The sequence below is a fragment of the Terrabacter terrigena genome (genome assembly GCF_042676085.1).
Lineage (GTDB): Bacteria > Actinomycetota > Actinomycetes > Actinomycetales > Dermatophilaceae > Terrabacter > Terrabacter terrigena.
On the sequence record NZ_JBHTKH010000012.1, the window covers coordinates 82,770 to 101,408 of the forward strand.

General features: G+C 65.9%; 17 protein-coding genes. 12 read left to right on the forward strand and 5 right to left on the reverse strand.

Translation table 11 applies throughout. The features are described from left to right. Positions 1 to 4: 4 nt before the first annotated feature. The 10 genes from ACFQ2V_RS16490 (at position 5) to ACFQ2V_RS16535 (ending at position 10,380) form a co-directional block, all read left to right on the forward strand. A complete protein-coding gene (locus tag ACFQ2V_RS16490; RefSeq protein ID WP_386053941.1) occupies positions 5 to 1,339 on the forward strand; it encodes a hypothetical protein in 1,335 nt (444 codons plus the stop codon). A 37-nt stretch (positions 1,340 to 1,376) separates the two neighbouring features. Continuing rightward, positions 1,377 to 2,801, forward strand: a complete 1,425-nt coding sequence (locus ACFQ2V_RS16495) for an SCO6880 family protein (protein ID WP_386053942.1) — start codon at positions 1,377 to 1,379, stop codon at positions 2,799 to 2,801. 1 nt (position 2,802) lies between these two features. After that, positions 2,803 to 4,329, forward strand: coding sequence for an ATP-binding protein (locus tag ACFQ2V_RS16500; protein ID WP_386053943.1), 1,527 nt, complete (start codon positions 2,803 to 2,805; stop codon positions 4,327 to 4,329). Then, positions 4,326 to 4,883, forward strand: coding sequence for a hypothetical protein (locus tag ACFQ2V_RS16505; protein ID WP_386053944.1), 558 nt, complete (start codon positions 4,326 to 4,328; stop codon positions 4,881 to 4,883). The genes ACFQ2V_RS16500 and ACFQ2V_RS16505 overlap by 4 nt, the downstream gene beginning before the upstream one ends. 625 nt (positions 4,884 to 5,508) lie before the next feature. Continuing rightward, the gene (locus ACFQ2V_RS16510; protein WP_386053959.1) at positions 5,509 to 6,882 is read left to right on the forward strand and encodes a type IV secretory system conjugative DNA transfer family protein; all 1,374 of its coding nucleotides are present in this window, start codon (positions 5,509 to 5,511) and stop codon (positions 6,880 to 6,882) included. Further along, positions 6,860 to 7,294 (forward strand): hypothetical protein, encoded by a 435-nt coding sequence (locus ACFQ2V_RS16515; RefSeq protein ID WP_386053945.1) that lies wholly within the window; start codon positions 6,860 to 6,862, stop codon positions 7,292 to 7,294. Before ACFQ2V_RS16510 ends, ACFQ2V_RS16515 begins: the two co-directional genes overlap by 23 nt. Before the next feature lie 222 nt (positions 7,295 to 7,516). Next, positions 7,517 to 7,735 (forward strand): hypothetical protein, encoded by a 219-nt coding sequence (locus tag ACFQ2V_RS16520; protein ID WP_386053946.1) that lies wholly within the window; start codon positions 7,517 to 7,519, stop codon positions 7,733 to 7,735. Positions 7,736 to 7,839: 104 nt separating this feature from the next. Continuing rightward, positions 7,840 to 8,481: a hypothetical protein gene (locus tag ACFQ2V_RS16525; protein ID WP_386053947.1), complete on the forward strand. Its 642-nt coding sequence runs from the start codon at positions 7,840 to 7,842 to the stop codon at positions 8,479 to 8,481. Continuing rightward, on the forward strand, positions 8,478 to 9,983 hold the full coding sequence (locus ACFQ2V_RS16530; protein WP_386053948.1) for a CHC2 zinc finger domain-containing protein: 1,506 nt from the start codon (positions 8,478 to 8,480) through the stop codon (positions 9,981 to 9,983). The genes ACFQ2V_RS16525 and ACFQ2V_RS16530 overlap by 4 nt, the downstream gene beginning before the upstream one ends. Before the next feature lie 22 nt (positions 9,984 to 10,005). Further along, positions 10,006 to 10,380, forward strand: coding sequence for a hypothetical protein (locus ACFQ2V_RS16535; RefSeq protein WP_386053949.1), 375 nt, complete (start codon positions 10,006 to 10,008; stop codon positions 10,378 to 10,380). Positions 10,381 to 10,702: 322 nt separating this feature from the next. On the opposite strand, the gene ACFQ2V_RS16540 is transcribed toward ACFQ2V_RS16535, so the two are convergent. Beyond that, a complete protein-coding gene (locus ACFQ2V_RS16540; protein WP_386053950.1) occupies positions 10,703 to 11,125 on the reverse strand; it encodes a hypothetical protein in 423 nt (140 codons plus the stop codon). Positions 11,126 to 11,412: 287 nt separating this feature from the next. Here ACFQ2V_RS16540 and ACFQ2V_RS16545 point away from each other — a divergent pair, with 287 nt between their 5' ends. After that, entirely contained in the window at positions 11,413 to 11,778 is a 366-nt protein-coding gene (locus ACFQ2V_RS16545; protein ID WP_386053951.1) for a hypothetical protein, read from the forward strand. A 674-nt stretch (positions 11,779 to 12,452) separates the two neighbouring features. Here ACFQ2V_RS16545 and ACFQ2V_RS16550 read toward each other — a convergent pair. The 4 genes from ACFQ2V_RS16550 to ACFQ2V_RS16565 all read right to left on the reverse strand — a co-directional run bounded on the left by ACFQ2V_RS16550 (position 12,453) and on the right by ACFQ2V_RS16565 (position 17,310). Then, positions 12,453 to 12,689 (reverse strand): hypothetical protein, encoded by a 237-nt coding sequence (locus ACFQ2V_RS16550; RefSeq protein WP_386053952.1) that lies wholly within the window; start codon positions 12,687 to 12,689, stop codon positions 12,453 to 12,455. Further along, complete coding sequence (locus ACFQ2V_RS16555; RefSeq protein WP_386053953.1) at positions 12,686 to 12,976, reverse strand: hypothetical protein; 291 nt, start codon at positions 12,974 to 12,976, stop codon at positions 12,686 to 12,688. The genes ACFQ2V_RS16550 and ACFQ2V_RS16555 overlap by 4 nt, the downstream gene beginning before the upstream one ends. A 353-nt stretch (positions 12,977 to 13,329) precedes the next feature. Continuing rightward, a complete protein-coding gene (locus ACFQ2V_RS16560; protein WP_386053954.1) occupies positions 13,330 to 16,125 on the reverse strand; it encodes a hypothetical protein in 2,796 nt (931 codons plus the stop codon). A 507-nt stretch (positions 16,126 to 16,632) separates the two neighbouring features. Then, positions 16,633 to 17,310 (reverse strand): hypothetical protein, encoded by a 678-nt coding sequence (locus ACFQ2V_RS16565; protein ID WP_386053955.1) that lies wholly within the window; start codon positions 17,308 to 17,310, stop codon positions 16,633 to 16,635. Positions 17,311 to 17,523: 213 nt separating this feature from the next. On the opposite strand from ACFQ2V_RS16565, the gene ACFQ2V_RS16570 reads away from it, so the two are divergent. Then, on the forward strand, positions 17,524 to 18,402 hold the full coding sequence (locus ACFQ2V_RS16570) for a DUF5677 domain-containing protein (protein ID WP_386053956.1): 879 nt from the start codon (positions 17,524 to 17,526) through the stop codon (positions 18,400 to 18,402). Positions 18,403 to 18,639 lie beyond the last annotated feature (237 nt).

Here is an 18,639-nt window from a genome sequence, read left to right on the forward strand (position 1 = left end):
CGGGATGCAGGCCTTCAACCCGGCTTGCCAGGCCGCAGCGGCCGCGTCCTCGATCGTCAACGACGCGTTCACCCGCACCGCCAGCTTTTTCGGCGACGCCGCCGTCACCGCAACGAACTGGCTGTGGCAGCAGATCGACGTGGCGACCTCCATCGACCTGAACTCGTCCGCGCTGCGAAAAGAGATGGCCATGACCGGTGCCATCGCGGGCGTGGTCTGTCTGGGACTGTTCGTCATCCAGCTGATCACCGCCGCCCTCCGGCGAGAACCTGGGGCATTCGCGCGAGCGGTCAAGGGCCTCTTCATCAGCGCGCTCGGGACGGGCTTCGCGCTCGCGGCCACCCGCATGCTCCTCGGGGCGATCGACGCGCTCAGCGAGGGCGTAGTCCAACACGCAATCGGCACGAATGTGCAGGGCATCGGCAGCAAACTGGCCCTCGGGAGCGTGACCACCATGTCGAACCCCGCCGTGACGTTGGCGCTGTCGTTGGCCGTGCTCTGCTCGGCCGTCATCGTGTGGTTCGCGATGATGATCCGAAAGATGCTGCTGATCATCTCCGCAGTCATGGCCCCCATCGCATTCGCAGGGGCAACTGCCGAGATCACGCGCTCCTGGGTCCGCAAGTGGATCGAGTTCGTCTGCGCCATGGCCGTGTCCAAGCTCATCCTCGTCCTGGTCCTCAGCACCGGCGTCGCGGTGATCGAAGGCGCAGGCCTCGCCGGGGCCCGAACGACTCAGGTCGGAACCCAGCTGGCCATCGGCGTCCTGATCCTGCTGCTCGGCGGCCTCTCGCCCTGGCTGGCCATGCGCATGTGCACCTTCGTCGGTGACGCCATGTACGCCGCTCACAGCTCTGCCGGTCACGCCGCGACCGGCGCCAGAACCGCGATCGCGGCCCCCCAGAAGGCGGCCATGCTCTACTCGCAGGGACGCGCCCTGAGCGCCTCGAGCGCAGGATCGCGGTCGAGGGCCGCGAGCGGCGGTACGCCGCAGAGCGTGTCAAGCACCCGGCCGCCGGACGGCCCGACCACAGGGTCGGGAACGGGCTCTGGCGACGGATCGACCCCCATCGGCGGCAGCGTGGCCAGTGCGCTCCCGTCCGAGGCAAAGAGCGCTGCACCCTCGACCGCACCACCCGGGCCTAGCGCACCGGCGAGGGACCCCCGTTCGGGCGCAGAGCCGATCTCCCACGGTGGAGGGCCCGCGGGGTCCTCGCCGGCGTCCGTGACCGGACCCCGACAACTGGCTGCAGGCATTCCTGCGCTCAGGGCCACTCCGGCGAAAGTCCCGCAGGCACCGCCGTCGTCCGCGTCTCGCCCGCTCGATCACAACCACTGAGCACACGTGCTCGTCCCCATAGCCCAGGAGAAATGCCATGAGTGACAGCTCGACCGTCGTCCGGGTGAGGTTTGGCCGCCGCTCGCAACGGGGCATGCTCCTTGGGCTCTCCCCCGCCCGCGTGTGTTGCATCGGCGTGGCCGTCCTCACGGTGACCCTCGGCGTCTTCATCGGCGGGGCGTCCGGGCTGGTGATGAGCGCCCCGGTCTGGGCATCCGCCATCGGGATGGGATTCGTGCGCCTCAACGGATCGCCGCTCGTCGAGACCTTGCCGACGGCTGCTCATTTTCTAGCGCGACGCGTCGCAATGCAGACCCAGTTCCGCGTCAGCCCAGACCGCCCGAGCCTCCTCGGGACGATGGCCCTTCCCGGTGACGCCGCATCGCTGCGGTTCCTGCTCGACGAACCCTCCGGCGCAGTGGTCGTGCACGACCCCCACGCTGCCACCCTGACAGTGGTCGCCCACGTCGAGCACACGGCGTACGTCCTGTTGTCGCCCGACCAGCAGGCCCGGCGGGTCGCGGGCTGGGGCCGCGTCCTCGCTGCGCTCGCGATGTCGGATCGGTGCGCCCGAGTACAGGTGCTCGAGACCGCCGCCCCTGACTCCGGGGACGGCATCGTGGGCTGGTGGAAGGCCAACGGCGTCGACGGGTCGTCATGGCCCGCAACCGAATACGCCCGACTCATGGAGTCCTATGCGCCGGCAGCGGCGACGCACCGGAGTTTGATCGCGTTCTCAGTCAAGGGACCGACGTTGGGCAGCTGGAAGCCCGGACCCCTCAAGGGGCTCGAGGAGCTCCGGCGCGAGATGGCGGCCTTCCACTCCGGGCTGCGCGCGGCCGAGCTGCGCCTCGTCGGATGGCTGAGTGACGTGCAGCTGGCGGCCGTGATCCGTGGTGCCTACGACCCGGGCACGTCCCCACGCTCCCGACGTCACGCGCTGCAAACCGCGGGTCCCATGGCCGTGGAGGAGCACTGGACTCACCTTCACCATGACACCGGCGTCTCGGCAGTTCTATGGATCACTGAGTGGCCGCGCATCGACGTGCCGGCTGACTTCCTGCACGCGCTCGTCTTTCAGCCGGGCGTGCGGAAGTCGTTCTCGATCACGGCCACCCCGCTCGCCCCGCGGCAGGCGATGCGCGAGATCCGCCGCGCCAAGGTCGAACACGTCACCGATGCCGAGCAGCGGGCGCGGATCGGGGCGATCGCTGACCTTTCTGACGCTGCCGAGCTCGAGGACGTCCTCGACCGGGAACGTGCGCTGCTCTCCGGGCACGCGGACCTCCGGTTCACCGGACTTGTCACCATCACCGCTGGCACGGTCGCCGAGCTCGATGCGGCCGTCGCGCAGGTTGAGCGCGCCGCCGTTCAGTGTGGCTGTGAGACCAGGCGACTCTTCGGGAGGCAGGCGCGGGCATTCACTGCCGCCGCCCTCCCCCTGGCCAGGAAGGTGGACTGACATGCCTGACATCCGTGCGCACACCTCGACGTTCTACAGCCCGGCCGACGAGAGCCGGGCCGCGAGGAATGCCAAGCGCGGCGCTGCACGGCGCCTCGACCGAACGGCACGGCTCAGACAGGCGGGCTTGCACGACGACGCTCAGGCGTTCGCGGATGGGCATGAGCCGAAGTCACTCCGTGCCTCCAGCGAACGGCGAGGGCAGTCCCTCAGGGCGCTTCGCCGACTGCGGCTCCCCAGCCACCGAGCCACCTCAGACGTGCTGTCCGGCGCCTACCCGTTCCTGGCGGAAGCTGGACTCGGCGAAGAAGGCGTCTTCGTCGGGCAGGACGCCTGGTCCGGTGGCGGCTTCTGCTTCGATCCCTGGGTCCTCTACCAGCGCGGTGTCCTCACCAACCCGAACTGCGTCCTTGCCGGCGCAGTGGGCAAGGGCAAGTCGTGCCTGGCCAAATCGCTGGCAACCAGGTCGATCGCGTTCGGTCGACGCGTCTACGTGCCAGGAGACCCCAAGGGCGAATGGAGTGTCGTCGCGCGCGCCGTCGGTGGCGCCTCCATCCAGCTCGGCGGGGGCAGCCCCAACCGGCTCAACCCGCTTGACCCCGGCCCACGCAACCCGTCGCTGCCGGCGGAGCAGTGGAGGACCGTAGTGGCGACCAGACGCCGAACACTCCTGGGATCTCTCGCCCAGTCAGCGCTCGGCCGCGCCCTGACGGCAGTAGAACACACGGCGTTGGACGTCGCCCTGGACACAGTCGTTCGCTGCGACGACCAGCCAACCTTGCCACGCGTGGTACAGGCGTTGTTCGAGCCCGCCGCTGGCCAAGGCGGCGCGAGCCGCGAGGAGCTGGTCAGCGACGGACGGGAGGTGGCCCACGCGGTGCGCCGTCTCGTCTCCGGTGACCTGGCCGGGCTCTTCGACGGTCCTTCGACCGTCTCATTCGAGCCGTCCCTGCCCATGGTGAGTCTCGATCTCTCGCAGATCCAGGGCTCAGATCAGCTCACCGCCATGGTCATGACGTGCACGAGTGCCTGGATGGAAGCGGCGCTGACCAACACCGATGGGGGCCAGCGGTGGGTCATCTACGACGAAGCCTGGCGCCTCATCAGACAGCCTGCCTTGCTGGCCAGGATGCAGTCGGAGTGGAAGCTGTCACGCGGCTTCGGCATCGCCAACCTCCTGATCGTTCACCGGCTGTCCGACCTCGATGCCGTCGGGGACGCCGATTCCGGTGCTCGCGCCCTCGCGCAAGGGCTCCTCGCGGACTGCTCGACAAAGGTCATCTACCAGCAAGAGGCCTCCGAAACCCCCCATGCCGCCCGGCAGCTTGGTCTGTCGGTCACCGAGGCCGCCCAGCTGCCAGAACTCCAACAAGGTGAAGGGCTGTGGCGCGTCGGGCAGCGGGCCTTCGTCGTCCGGCACCTGGCGACTGACGGCGAACTCGACCTCTTCGATACCAGCGCCCGCATGACCTCAAGACCCAACGGAATGCCCGTTAGTTCAGCAGAAGTCAGGGGGAACCTGTCATGACTGAACCCGCCAACTTCGTTTCACCCGCGGTCATCGACGACCCCGCACCCGCAGACTCCTACGAGGCGGCAGCATGGCTGCGTGAGCGACACCCATGGCTCGACGAGCTCCTCACCCGAGTCGTCGGCCCCACAGACCTGCGCATCGGGCGCAGCGCTTGGCTAGACGAGCTCGTCGATGCGTTCACCGAACTGGTCGAGCATGGCAGCGATTGGCGAGCGTACAAGGCCGCTAACCCCGAACCGCGTGAGTCAGACGACTGGGAAGAGTCCGAGCGCACCTACGCCGCGTGGTCACACGCAGGTCCGCAGCTGCGCACAGGGATCGCCCAGAGCATCGCACCTATGTCCAGCGGCGAGGTCCGGATCCTGCGGCTCCTAACAACCTTGGGCACTGGCAATCGGGTCGCCGCCGGATGGCGCGTCGACGACATCGCCTATGACGACCGCGGGGCCGCTGTCGTCGAGGACTGGATAGCGGTGGTCCGCGCCCAGCTACCCGCCCTGAGGGTCGATCCACCGGTGCGGCGACGGAGTTGGTCGCCTACGGAGTGAGGAGATCGCGTCAAGGAAACGCTACGCCGCTCGATGTGTCGATCAGTCGATGAGTGGCGGGAGGGCCATTGCCGATCTGGGAATGCGCCGCTCGGCATTCATCGATGTCGATCGGGCTGGATTCCGTTGCAGAGCAATGGCACCCGCCGCAGCTGTGGCGTGTCTGCCGCGAGTAGCGACTGTGAGCGGGGCCGCGGTTCTGTTCCCATGGTGTCCCGCCTCCGCCGTAGGGCTGGCCATGCAATCGAAGACGAGCGTTGGGTGGAACCCGGACAGGCAGGCCCTTGTCGTAGTCGTGACGGGCGCGGTGGCAGTGGCCCTGTGGGGCGCGGCAGTCGTCTCGGCATGGCTCAGTGGCAACCGTGCGCCCCGGTTCTCGGTACTCGCCCCGTGGGTCGCGCTCACACAGCCTCTCGATCCCAGCGCGGCATGGGATGCGCCGGTCGGTCCTGCTGCTCTTTACTGGACCACGGCGGCCCTCGCCCTGACTCTCGTGGCGGGAGCCGGGTTCGCAATCCACACCGGACGACTCGGGCGTCCGCCCGGCGCCGACGGGCCCGCCGAGCACTTGGAGGGCGTGGCCTCTCGCGCTGAGACCCGGCGTGCCGCCGGCCGGCACCGGTTGATGACCCGGGCTTCATCGCTGCGTCCATCCCTGGAGCACCCCACGCCGACTGACGTGGGTCATCGACTTGGCCACAGCCGGGGTGTCGAATGCTTCAGCACCGTCGAGGACTCCACCGTCGTCCTGGGCCCCCCGCGTTCCGGCAAGGGGCTCCACCTCGTGATCCCCGCCATCCTCGATGCGCCAGGAGCAGTCATCACGACAAGCACCCGACCAGACAACCTGACGGCCACCCTCCGCGCGCGTCAGGCGCGTGGCCCGGTGGCCGTGTTTGACCCCCAGGGCCTCGCGCCTGGGATCCCTTCGGCCGCGCGGTGGTCTCCCATCCGGGGGTGCGAGGACCCTCACGTGGCCATGGTCCGGGCGAAGGCCCTCACCGCCGGAGCTGCGCGGGGAACGACGGACGCGAACTTCTGGCAGGCGTCCGCCGAGCAAGCCGTGCGGGCGCTGCTGCATGCGGCCGCCCTCGGCGGTCGCTCCTCGACCGACCTGTACCGCTGGTCTCTGTCCGCCGTGCACGCACGGGAAGCCGTCACCATCCTGAGCACGGAACCGGCGGCCGCGGCCGCCTGGCATCAAGGGCTTGACTCGCTGCTCGAGGCCGATCCTCGGCAGCGCGACTCGGTCTGGGCGATGGTCTCGATCGCGTTCGCGGCGCTTGCCGATCCACGGGTGCTCGACGCGGTGTCCCCAGGCGAGGGCGAGCAGTTCGACCCCGCAAAGTTCCTCACCGGCAACGGCACGATCTACCTGCTCGGCACGTCCACGGGTGCCGCCGCCACCGCCGGCTTGGTCGGCGCGTTCCTCGAGGACGTGCTGGAGGTCGCCCGTCGAATGGCCGCTGCGTCTCCGGGGTCGCGGCTCGACCCGCCCCTGTCCATGGTCCTGGACGAGGCGGCGAACTATCCCTTGCCGTCGCTGGCATCCCTGATGTCCGACGGCGGCGGCTCCGGCATCGCCACAACCGTCGTCCTGCAGTCCCTGGCCCAGGCCCGTGCGGTGTGGGGTGAGCACGCCGCGTCGGCGATCTGGGACGCCGCGATCGTCAAGATCGTCCTCGGTGGCGGCTCGAACGCCCGGGACCTCGAGGATCTTTCGAAGCTCATTGGCACGCGAGAGCGTGAAGTGATCAGTCGCAGCACTGGTGGCGATGGTCGGTGGTCGACGTCGAGCTCAACCAGTGAGGTTCCGATCCTCGAACCGGCCCGGCTGCGCACCCTCCCTTTCGGCACGTCAATCCTGCTGCTGCGCTCCGCTCGGCCCATCGAGTTGACGATGCAGCCCTGGTCCGAGCGCCCAGACGCCACGACGCTCCACTGCAACCGGGCCGCACTCGAGGAGGCGATCAGGCGTGCCAGCGCACTCCAGCCGTGACCCGAGAGACCCCGCCCCCGAGCTCCACCGCCCGAGACGCGGCGCGCGCGGTCGCGCCTACGACGCCTATCTGGCGTCCAAGGCGTGGAAGACGAAACGCCGGCAGTGGTACGCCGCTTGGCTCACTGCCGCAGGCACGCCCCCCACGTGCGTGGTGTGCGGACAGATCTGGACGCTCAAAACCGGCCACCTGCACCACGTCACCTACATCCGCATCGGCGCCGAGGAACCTGAGGACCTGGTGCCCCTCTGCGCACGGCATCACCGCCAACTCCACGCCATCTTCGACTCCTCGGTGATGTGGCGCCGGCTCGGCCGCGCCGCGGCGACCGCAGGGATCCTCGCCCAGCTCCGCGCCCGCGCAGGCGAGCCCCACAGGCGCCCTGTCGCCGAGGCGCTCGCGGGACCGTGACCGACGATGACAGCCGACTGGTCAGCAGCGCCCCTCGCCTACGGGGACGACCCCTTGGACCGGGCCTTGACGCAGCTCCGAGGGCCGGTGCACTGGCCCTCGCTGACGCGTGCCGAGGCCGCCTCTCACATGGACGAGCTCGAGGCGTGGGTCAGGTCCCTCGTGACCCGGTTCCCTATCGAACCCCGAACGTTGCCACCGTGCTGGGGCCGTCACCCCGCTATGGTCGAAGTCCTGGCGGCGCTGCGGGATCACGAACGCGCCTGCTATGCCGACACGGCATCTCCGACCTCCGCGATGGACTGGCTTCGAGCCCTGCGTGACGCGCAGCTGTTCCTGGTCGAGACGGCAGCCCGCACCCAATGCTCGATTCACGAACACCGAGACCAGACCATCCCGCCGTGGGCAACGGATCAGCCTGCGGCCATTACCGGTTCGTGACTCGCAAGCCGCTTTCCAGGCACGGAGCGTCGCGGCACTCATGGTGTCCCGCGGTCACCGTGGCCCCGACATGGGCGAGACGGCCTCGCCGGGAAGGCCCAATCATGACCCCCACTCCAGCAGACCAGGAACGCCTAGCCACCGACCTCATCGCCTTGGCCCGCAATGCCACCGCGAACGTCGACCGGTCCGACCAGGTCGACTACTGGTATCGGCTGTGTCAGCGCAACGCCTACGCCCACGCCACCGGCATGCTCCTGTCCAACCACGTCGCCGACGACCCGTTCAGGATCGCGGAGCGCATCACGAGCGCCCTCGAAGCGAACGTCAGGACCACCGCCGAGCTGCGCTCGGCGGCATACGGCCTGAGTCCCGACAACCTCACGGCGAGAACCCTTCACTGGATCGGCCCGCGGGAGTTCAACGCACGCTTCGGTCACACAGCCGGGATTGACCACGACTACGGGTTCCTATGGGGGTCCCGGCGCGATGAGCGAATCTCGTTGCGGATCAGCAGCGGCCAGGACGAGGGGCTCCTGTACGTGTACGACCGGACGTGGGACGAGTACGCCGTCCTGTCCGAGAGCGCCAACAGATCCGCTGTCGAGGCGGCCTACGCTCGAGCCGTTCGGGGCGACCTCCACCTCGACCCCTGCCTCTTCGCAAGCCTCGTCGCCGCCGCGGCCCCTGCCGCCGGGCTCACTAACGGGGCGCCTACGGCCGAGGCGCCGGGAGTCGAGCTGTGAACGCCGCAGGCACCGGCCGCGTCGATGTCGCCGACATCCGTGCCCGATTTCCGCTCGCGGACGTCGTGGCGGCGGCAGGCGTGGAGCTGCACGCCCGTGGGCACGGCTGGGTCGGCTGCTGTCCCTTCCACGACGACAACACCCCATCCCTCTCGGTCGATGGCGTACCGGACCGCTTTCACTGCTTCGGCTGCGGCGAGACCGGTGACGTCATCGACTTCGTCCAGCGCATCCACGGCCTCGACTTCCGCGAGGCGGTCGCGTTGCTCGAGTCCAGCGCCGGACATCCGTCGAACCCCGCCGCTCAGGGTCGACCTCAGCTGCGACTCGTTCATGACCCGCCCACCGGCGCTCCCTGGGGCGGAGGTGCCCAGGCGTGGCGCGGAGTCAGCGCCGAGCGCGGATTTGAGGTCAACGCCATGGCCTGGCGGCACCTTGCCGGCCCAGTCCACTCCGGTTTTGCCAGTCACTACCTCAGCTCCGAGCGAGGCGTCGACCTCAACCCACTGCTCGACGAACAACCCGGCATTGAGCTCCTCGGGTACGCGAGCGGCCACTGGACCAGCCTCACCGACCAGCTGCGCTCCGAGGGCGTGACCGACGACGAACTCGTCGCCATGGACCTGTCCCAGCGCAGCCGGACCGGAGGGCTTGTCGACACGCTCCGGTACCGCCTCGTCATCCCGATTCGCAACGACCGCAATCAGATCGAAGGATTCGTCGGTCGTGACATCAGCGGCCGCCCAGCCGCGCCGAAGTATCGCAACCCGACCCAGACGCCGACCTTCGAGAAGAGCCGCGCCCTCTACCGGCCAACCTTTGCACCGTTGGCGTCCGACGGCCGCGTTGTCGTCGTCGAGGGAGTGCTCGACGCGCTCGCCCTGGCCTCCGCCGCCGCAGCAACCGGAGCCGGCGCCCGGATCGCTGCCTGCGCCGCCTCCGGGGTGACCGTCTCAGCCGAACAGGCAGACCGAGTCCTGGCCATCTCGCCCAACCCGCCCGTCATCGCCCTCGACGCTGACACCGCGGGCCGTGAGGGGACAGACCGCTGGCTCACCGAGATCTGTCTCGAACGTCACCGGCCCGCGCTGGTCCTGCAACTCCCAGGCGGCCACGACCCGGCGAGCTGGATCGCCGAGGAGGGTCCATCCGGGATCGAGGCGTTCCTCTCAGATGTGGGTCTCGGCCGGTCCAAAGAGATGTGCGGCCCTCCCTGTTGTGTGCTTCCCGGACGAGATCTGACTCGTCTATCGCTGACGGCAGCCGATGACCCCCTCCGCGACACCGTCGCGGCAATCGCGCCCGTCGCCAGAGACCTCAGCCCCGGGATGCGCACCGTCCTCGTCGCACAAGCCACCGCCGAGATGACGCGCAGCGGCTGGAACCACCACAACGCGTTCACCCACGCGATCGAACGCGAACTCGCAGCCGACAAACGCCCGGTCAATGACCGGCGGCCCGCGTCGCCAAATGCCGCAACCGCTCTGCCCGATCTCCTCTGACACCCCACGGAAGGAGCCAGCCGTGACTCACTCCCGAAGCCCCTTCGTGCCCCAGCTCGAGGCCGCAGCCGCGGAGCTGCACCGAGCAGCGGACCTTGCCGCGCTGCGCAGCGACGACAACCCCTTCAGCCACTGGGCGGCCCTCGCCGGCCAGCTGCGACTCGTCGCCGCCGGGCTCTCCAACCGCGGCCAGCCTTTGGAGTCGTCTGTCGGCGGTCCCGCGCCAGGCGAGGGCGACCTCGCGGCCCACCTTTCGGCGGCGTCCGCGGCCCTTGAAGGGATCAGCTCTGCGGATGCCCCGGCGGACCTCGCGTTCTGGGTCGGGCACATAGACGACCTCAACGCACTGATCGCCGATCTCGGCTTGGCTGGCGACGAGTACAGAAGCCGCTCGTGACCGCCACGACCGTCGCAGACGTCGTGGCACGCGTCGAGCATCTAGTCCAAGAGCTTCATGACAGCGCCGAACCAGTCGACCGCCACCAATGGGAGTCGTTCGACCAGACGATCTACCGGTTCCTCGTCACCCTCGCGCGCACTCGACCACTCGGACCGGGCCACGTCGACCTCGAGGCGCTGCCGCTGCTTGCCCTGCAAAAGGACTACCCAGCGCCCCTCGTTCCCGCCGACGATGCAACCGAGTACTCCCCAAGAGGAGCGGCGCGGATGCTGAGCAATCCGAGACGTACGTTCGCAATCGGCTCAAGAGTGGCACGCTGTCAGGCCGCCGGGAAGGTGGGCGCTGGCTCATAGCGCGGACCTCTCTCGGTTTGCGCGACGACATTCACCCGGCGACGCACGGGGACACGCATCCCCTGACGCGGACTGCTTGCGCCATCGGCGCCCTCACCGACATGCTCGTCACGCGCGATCTCGACGTTCACCGTCCGAGGATCGAGACCCCCTCCGCCATGGCGCTGGCCGAGACAGTCCTTCGCGTCGCGTTCGAGGCCGCCCATCACGCCGTTGCCCGAAGTGACACCTCGGACGCCTTCAGACCGCTGCAGATCGCAGTGTTCACGCGGCGCGCCCTCGATCGACTGTCCCCCGCGGTCTGGGAAGGACCTCTGCCACACATAGCCATCCCGCCACCACAAGAATGCGGGCTGGGGCTGAATGACCGCCTTGATCTTGCCCTTCACACGTGGACCCGCACCGCATATGGGGACCTGAGCCTGAGGGCCCGAGCATTGAGGTCGTCAAGAACGTGACCGGCCAAAGCGTGCACGTGCTGGCAGCCATCGACGCTCTCGTTGCTGTGAATTCGCATGAGCCCCCAAGCAGCACGCTTGAACGGGAGCGCCTCCGAGCCTGCGCAATCGCAATCCGGGGAACCGAGCATGCGTGGGGTCCAGCGACCACCGGCACTCCGCCGTCGCACGAGTACGTCAACGCAGCACGGGACCTCCACCGCGTACTGCACGAGCTCATGAAGGGCGCGGTGGCTAAAGGTGGCACTCCCGCGTTCGACAGAGGCCGCGCACTCGCGACCCTGCTCGACGCCACCGACGATGTCGCCGCGCTGGCTCGTCGATCAACAGGGATCTCGCAGCAACTGCTCACCGCCGGGCTCCTCTTCGCGCCTGCCAAGGCAACCAACGCAGCACCCGACCGTCTGCGCGCTCGAGCAGTCGGACGCTTCATCGAGCTCGGGCCCGGCGACTTGCCGGACCTTGGCCCCAAGTCCACGGCGGCCGACCTCGCCGCAGCGCGGCTCGCCGCCGACGCACGACGAGCGGCCATCGACGCTGGGAGGGTCGCGGATCCGCGGCAGCCGGCAATGCCCCTCCTGTGAGCCAGTCGGCAGGTGGCTCGGGCGACAACCCCTCGGCAATCCCTGGCGAGCTTTGTCCGTCCGATGAGCGCGTCCCACTTCGCCCACAAAGGGCGCGGCACGGCGCCCTCTATGGGCCCTACTTCTGCCCACTGAGGATCCGCCTCTACTTGGCTGGAGGGATCGACGACGCGTTCCGGTGACGCTCGGCAGTCGAAAGCCGGTTTGAAGCACATACAGGCTGGTCGCTTGCTCCGTCAACCAACCAAACAGTGTCATCTCCGAGGCGATGGTCCTGGTCGTGTCCAGCCGAACCACATTGCCTCGGCTGGAACGAATGCAATCGTGGCGGATGGATCGCGCGAATTCCGAGTGATGCAAACTGCTGTCATTTCCTGCTCGGAGATCGTCGAGCGTTTGGGTAACCTCGATCCCCCGAGACAGCGCGTCGACTGTCGAACAGGATATGTACCCGCTCTCATGGCGGACGTGAGGTATCGAAGACTCGCCAACCGACAACGCCAGTCTCGGTTGATCCAACTGTTGATCTATAAAGCTTCCAGAAACGCAAGGACAATCGAATTACTTAAGGGCAACGTACAGGCCCCGACTAAGGAAATCGGGGCCAGAATCCGAATCAGGTTGGCCAGAGGGCGATGCTGCTGACCCCTATTGGCGCACCTCCCCGGAGGGACTCAGGCCGCCTTGCCGCCCACGAGACCCAATATCGTGCCGAAGCCAAGCTGGAAGCCGGCGCTCAAGACCTTCATGACGTCCTTCACCTGCTCATTGGGCGCGTCTACGAAGAGCGCGATGGCGATGTTCGAGAGTAGGCAAACTCCCGTGATGATGAGTACGCAAATGACGACGAACTTGAACCTTGGCGGGATCTGCGTGATGGGCAGTTGGTCCTGCGCGGCGTCGGTGCTCACTTCTCATCGCCTTCGTCGGTAGCCGCATCATCGGGACGCTGGGAGGGGAAGACGTCCTCCTCCTGGTTCATCACAGCGCCGTGCTTTCCTCTGATGACCACTCTGAAGTTTGGCGAATCACTCGCATTGACGATGACGATGTGGCCCGCCGCATCCTCCTTAAGCGTCGAGGCCTCGGTCGGCCTGCGGAAGACCGCCTTGATGATTGCACGGAACTTTTCGTTAAAGTACCCGACTCCGAGCCCGAGGATCGCGACGACGACTTGAATGACGATAGCTTTATCCACACATCCCCCTACGCCTAAAATTGCACCAACCATAGCACTTCGGGTTCAAGCGCTCGTCTTGAACCCGAAGCTGCAACGACCCCCGACGGCACGATCGCAACGTCTCATCACCGGCTCGAGTCATCGAGGTTGCGGACGAAAGCGAGGTCTTGTCGACCTCTCCCGAGGTCCAGCATGGGCACGCCTCCAGACGTCTCTAGTACCTACAATTTGGCGAATGAGGCACTGGGACCACCAGGCGGAGTCCTCGAACTAGAGGAGACCATCGAGAAGGGGCTTCGCCCAGAGGTGCCCGAAAGAGACTAGGCCGAGATCACTGCCATCCCTCACAACGGATGCCCTAGGCAAAGCGCTTACTCGATTGGGCTGCCCTTAGTGACCCGGACCGCCTCTGGATCAAAACCGAGCCATCGCGCGATTCCATGACTCGCAATTGTCCAACCTGAGGATGTGTCGTCATTTACCTTGAGACCGAAGTACTCTTGGACGAGTGCCCCCAGCTCAGGAGAGCTCTTCGGATCATTCTCAACTGCAACTCCGTAGACAAATTCGGGCGCCTCAGACGGCTGCCGCACATACGCTATTACGTCGCTGACGAATCGGGGCTCGCCAGGCTTCTTCTGTAACAGAAGCGCATAGGTCTTCCAAGCAATCGGCTCATGGCGACGCCCAAGTACCGAGAGCCCCGAATCATACAATGCTCGGACCTCCGCGTGTGCCGCCAGGAATGCTGCCTTGACGGTCCTTGACACAAGATCAACATCGAGCAAATCCACGACGCGCTCACACTGAAGACGGTTGAAACTCCGCATCCTTTCTCGGTAATCCATGACGACCTCAACTACGGGGTCTCGTCTCGCAGCTCGACTCCAGGACTCAGACACATGGTTCAATGCGGCACTCGGTGGCAGATCTAGATTCTGCAGTGCCTTGATTCCGAAGAGAGGATCGTCAAATGTAAGATCCCAGTCTTCCACAATCATCACCCGTGGGGTAGGAGAAGAGAACTCAATCCTCATTTCCCCTCCATTTGGGTGGACGCGAACAGCGATTACCCGAGGCTCATCCAGATCGACGGCGACCAATTCGGCAGCACTTGCCCGCGAGCGAATATGTTCAATGATGCCCAGCCTGAGCTCGGCCGCTTCCAAAGGGTCTAGGGCGCGAGGGCTGCTGGGCGCAAATGTCGAGCGCCAGGGCGCCTCCGCTGCCAAGGAGGCTGCGGCATCCAGGAAGCGGGCATCAGGGTGAGGCTGTCCGGGGGCCGAGTGGAGCGTTTTCAACGCAAGAGGCTCTCCCCATAGGAGACTTGGGATGGATTTGAGTTCCCTCAGCGCGGCATCCCTCGAAGCCTCTCGTTCGAATTCAGCCGCCAGATAGAAATCTCTTGAACCCCACTTGGCGCGGACCAGCAGACTAGGTTGTCGCCCAATAGCATACTCCTCACGGGGAATGCCCTTGAGATCACCGTGCATCTTCGCAAGTGAAGGTTTGCCAATTCCGTAAACGGTGAACGTGAAAGCACTAAGAGCGGGTCTAAAAGCAAAATCGAAGATCGCGCTCGCTATCCTAGCGGTGGGCGCGTGGCCAAATTCGGCGACATGTCGCCCTAGGAGCAAGACGTACGCCTCATGAGAGGGCAGCGTCAGAGCGGCTATTGATGCCCGATCATTAGAGGCCACGTAGATGAGTGAAGCCTCCATGAGGCGCTCAAGGTCCGCAATCAAGTCTCCACTGCGGGGGGCAAATGCGCGGGCCTCCTCAAGGATGGCTTCTGTCGCGATGAACGCCGGGCCCCCATCCTCGACGTCGGAGCCATGGTCACTCAATTCAATCAATGAGTACAGCATCGCCAGCTGTGCAGTTCCTAAGCCCAGAACCGCGGGAACGCCGGGATGGTTTTTGAAATGAAGGGAGTGAGGGGCAAGCTCGGCCGCGGCCGTTACTTCGAAGAACGAGATGAATTTAGAGTCGTCTCCGGACGCTGGCAACGCGGTCAGGATGATGTCCGCTAACTCGCTGCGCTCCTCGCTCGTAAGAAGTGAATCCCACAACACTCTTCGACGGCGTTCATGAAACCATCGATTGCCGCCGTAGGGGCCAGATAGGAGTCGGGCATCGACAAGTTCCTCTTCGACCGTGCGCCACGAGCTTCCGTCAATTTCAAGCACGGCAAGGATCAGGTCCGTCGGCGGGCGGTCTGGGAAACCAAGAAGCACCCGAGCGCGCTTGCGCGCCTCGAAACTCAAACCTAGCCACGCCGATTGAGTTAGACTCGCAAATCGGTCCTCGACCGGCAAGTGGCCCAGTTCCCGACCTTGCTGTATGTGTTGGATCGCCGACTCAACAAAGATCGGATAGCCGCCAGCTAGCCTCACGATTCGTTTGGCATCAAAAGAATTTAACCCAGCATCTTTGGCCCATTCTTCTACCAGCCGATCTTCGATCGGCTCGATCACCAGTTCGCGGGCACCGCGTGACACCGCAAGGCGGATCCGTTCCGCATCGGTCGCGCTCGCCGTACGATGTCCGAGAATCACTGAGACTTCTGCCGGCAAAAGTTCCGGAAGCTCCATCAGGAGGCCAAAATCCGACGACGTGAGCCTCTCTCCACGGTCGATTAGTAGCGTGAGAGCGCCAGTAAATGCGACGACTTCGTCCGCCAACCGACAGAGGCTTCGGATCGAATCCAGATCAGAGAGCTGCGAGACCTGACCGACCAGATCCTGCCCGACTGGTTTAGAGAGGTCCCCCCATACGCGCGAAGCACTGTCCACGATGGCGTCGCCAAAACGCGCCCGGATGAGACCGATTAACTGCTTCGACAGGGCTCGACCAATCTCACGTCCTGACGCTCGAGCGATGCGCTCGCCAGCCTCCTTCAACAAAGTGATGAGACGCTCCCGGCCAGACGGTTCCTCAACCTGAGCGCACGCGTCTGCAAATTGGTTCAGCAACGCGTACTGCAAGGCACCGTCGTGGCCTAGCGCCAGTGCAATACTTGGGCTTCTGCGGCCATGCATCTGAGCCATGCTTGCTTCTAGGACCGTACTTTTGCCGATCCCGGAGTCCCCGGCGACCACCAGGAGCCCAGAACCATGCGAGGCGATCCGGGATGTCTCGACGTCCCGTCCGACAATGCGGTTCATGCTGCCCCCTGTTGTCTCGGCCTCGCACGCAGAGTAGCCCGATGTGAAGACTTTCTGCACTGGCTTGAGGGCGTCCGGCGCGAAGAGGCGCGGGACCCCGCGATGAGGACCAGGCGCTGACGATCCCGCGATCGACCGCGGCGGTAACGCTACATCTCACCGAGCACCGGCGGGAACGTCATCCCCAGCATCCAGTCGGCCGACGCGCTCGGAACCATCGTCGGTCCCAGCCACAACGACAGCCATGCAACTCCACCCAGAATCACGAGCCGGAAGACCCAGTGGAATGCGACATCGCCGATACACGCTCGGACGGGCGGGCGCTCGGGCATGCCCCTTAAGACAGGGCCACGCGCAGTCGGTGTGTGGGCAGCCTGCGAGCCGCTGGCCCGACGCTTCAATGTCCGCATGCCTGCCGGGCATGCGCCGCAGCTCGCCGTCAGTGCCGGCGCGCCAAATGGTGCGTCAGTACTTCGATCACGGCGCGCGCGTCTGAGGTGCCATGTCTTAGGCGCCAGAACTGCCTTTGCGTGCCGCGATGCGGCTGAGCTCTTCGGCGTTCTCCTCGCGCCAGAGTGTTTGCTCGATCGCTCGGTCCTGACCGAGGTGGTGGTAATAAAGCTCTTCAAACTCAGCCTCCGCGCGCTCGGCCGCGAGAACAAACTCGCACCATTCAGAGCTCCGGGGCGCCACGCCCTCGCCCCTCAGCCACTTGGCGATAAGTCGGTGCGATTCCCGACCCACGACCCCTGTGCTCCAATTCACCGCCTCGATGTCGAAGTGGTACCGCGCCAGCTCGTCAGAGTGCCTCAGGATGAGGGTTGCTTCCTGGACACGTTCTTGGAGATCTGTCGGTAGGTACACGGTCTCGGCAGCGAGCTCACGAAGGGGCTGCCCCATCGGAATCCCAGTCATCTCGGTGGGCCGGTTGGCCTCATCCCACTGCTGGACGAGTTCGGCGAGTCGGCCGATGAGTGAGTCGCACAGGACAGCCGCCGCACGAGCTCGCGTCTCGGCCAGATCGCGCGTCCTGCGGGCATCGGCCCTCTGCTCTCGCTCCAGTTCTGCGTTCTGTTCACGCCGGAACTGGAGCGAGGTTGCCCAGATCGACGCCGTACCACCTACCACAGCGCCGAGAAGACCGGCTCCGGCAGTGATGAGGTTATTCGTCGTCTCCGAATCCACGGCCGCAGCATAAGACCGGGGGCACTGTGATGCAGGGACCCCGGAGCCTTGGCAGCCTGTCGCCACGACGCGTCATATCGGCACCCTTCTGTCTAGGTGGCCCATCCGGACTAGGTGTGTGCGGGGCGCAGCAGAGAAGCGCGGGCAGTCACGCGCTCGATCCTTAACCCTTGGCTTCGTCCGATCACGCCACTTGCGATCTAGGCTGCGTGCATGACCCCCTCGTCTCCCATGTCGCTAGATCTGCGCGCCGTGCACGACGAATTGCTGGCTAAATGGGACGAATTCGCCAGCAACCCGCAGACCCTTCGAGGACGTCGCCGGGATGTTGTGCCCGTCGCTCGCTTTACCGTCGTCTTCGGCTTAGCTAGTCATGTACACGAGACCAGTCGGATTCTTCGTCACGCCGCGGCCGAAAGAGTTCCTCCAGCGGCACTTTCGCTGGTCCGCGTCATGTACGAATGCGGATTAACGGCAGCGTGGGCGGCCAACGTCGAGGATGCCGACGACGCCATGGTGCACGAACACTCACGCAACGCCGGAAACTTGAAAAGGACCTTGGCGAAGTCACAGGACCCGCGGTGGCGTGACCTGGCCGAGACCGTCGCCGACGCCGACGAAGCGAGTCCAACGTCGCCGGAAAGCGCCGCACAGGCCCGGTACTTCGAGCGACTATGTGAGGACCTCGACGATGACGTGGTCGGTTACGGCATGTATCGGCAACTGAGCCAGTACAGCCATGCCTCGGTACGGCTCGTCGACGAGTATGTGGACCTGCCGGACGACTCCAACGTCGCGTCGCCAGGATCGGACAGGCGTCCCGCGCTGCAACCATCGGGCAAATCTCAGGCAGAGGCCTACTACCGCTTGGCGCTTACGACGATGGTGTGGTCTGCGCGGGCGGTAACTCTCCTGGCCCCCGATCCCGACTTTGCTCGAAATCTGCGCCGCATAGCTAGGAAACTTGAGGTCAAGGACGTTCTCGGCCTATCGCACGGCTACGCCGCGCGACGGGTCCGCGCGGCCCGCGCAGCGCGAGTGGCCGAGCGTTCGGCAGCCGCTACTCGACCAACACGGGGCTCCCGCCGCTAATACGAGAGTTCCCTGGCGACGTGCACCGCCTAGGCAGCTGCCTCGTAGCGCGTCTAACCGCCGCGTAGGCCAAAGCCGCCGGCTTGGACATCCGCGGCCTTCCCGCATGATGCAGGCTCCAACGTGGCGTGGGTCCGCCGCCCGCGAGGAGGTGGTTGGGGGCTCTTCCCAGATGAGTGTGGGGTCAGGGCGACACGCGGGGTCTGCGGCCTGAGCTGAGAAGGGGTCGAGGTCCCG

Coding starts and splice junctions, on each gene's coding strand:
- ACFQ2V_RS16545 (WP_386053951.1), top strand. CDS start 11,413: ATGAAGGGCGCGGTGGCTAAAGGTGGCACTCCCGCGTTCGACAGAGGC.
- ACFQ2V_RS16520 (WP_386053946.1), top strand. CDS start 7,517: ATGGTCGAAGTCCTGGCGGCGCTGCGGGATCACGAACGCGCCTGCTAT.
- ACFQ2V_RS16510 (WP_386053959.1), top strand. CDS start 5,509: ATGACCCGGGCTTCATCGCTGCGTCCATCCCTGGAGCACCCCACGCCG.
- ACFQ2V_RS16525 (WP_386053947.1), top strand. CDS start 7,840: ATGACCCCCACTCCAGCAGACCAGGAACGCCTAGCCACCGACCTCATC.
- ACFQ2V_RS16560 (WP_386053954.1), bottom strand. CDS start 16,125: ATGAACCGCATTGTCGGACGGGACGTCGAGACATCCCGGATCGCCTCG.
- ACFQ2V_RS16570 (WP_386053956.1), top strand. CDS start 17,524: ATGACCCCCTCGTCTCCCATGTCGCTAGATCTGCGCGCCGTGCACGAC.
- ACFQ2V_RS16495 (WP_386053942.1), top strand. CDS start 1,377: ATGAGTGACAGCTCGACCGTCGTCCGGGTGAGGTTTGGCCGCCGCTCG.
- ACFQ2V_RS16490 (WP_386053941.1), top strand. CDS start 5: ATGCAGGCCTTCAACCCGGCTTGCCAGGCCGCAGCGGCCGCGTCCTCG.
- ACFQ2V_RS16500 (WP_386053943.1), top strand. CDS start 2,803: ATGCCTGACATCCGTGCGCACACCTCGACGTTCTACAGCCCGGCCGAC.
- ACFQ2V_RS16505 (WP_386053944.1), top strand. CDS start 4,326: ATGACTGAACCCGCCAACTTCGTTTCACCCGCGGTCATCGACGACCCC.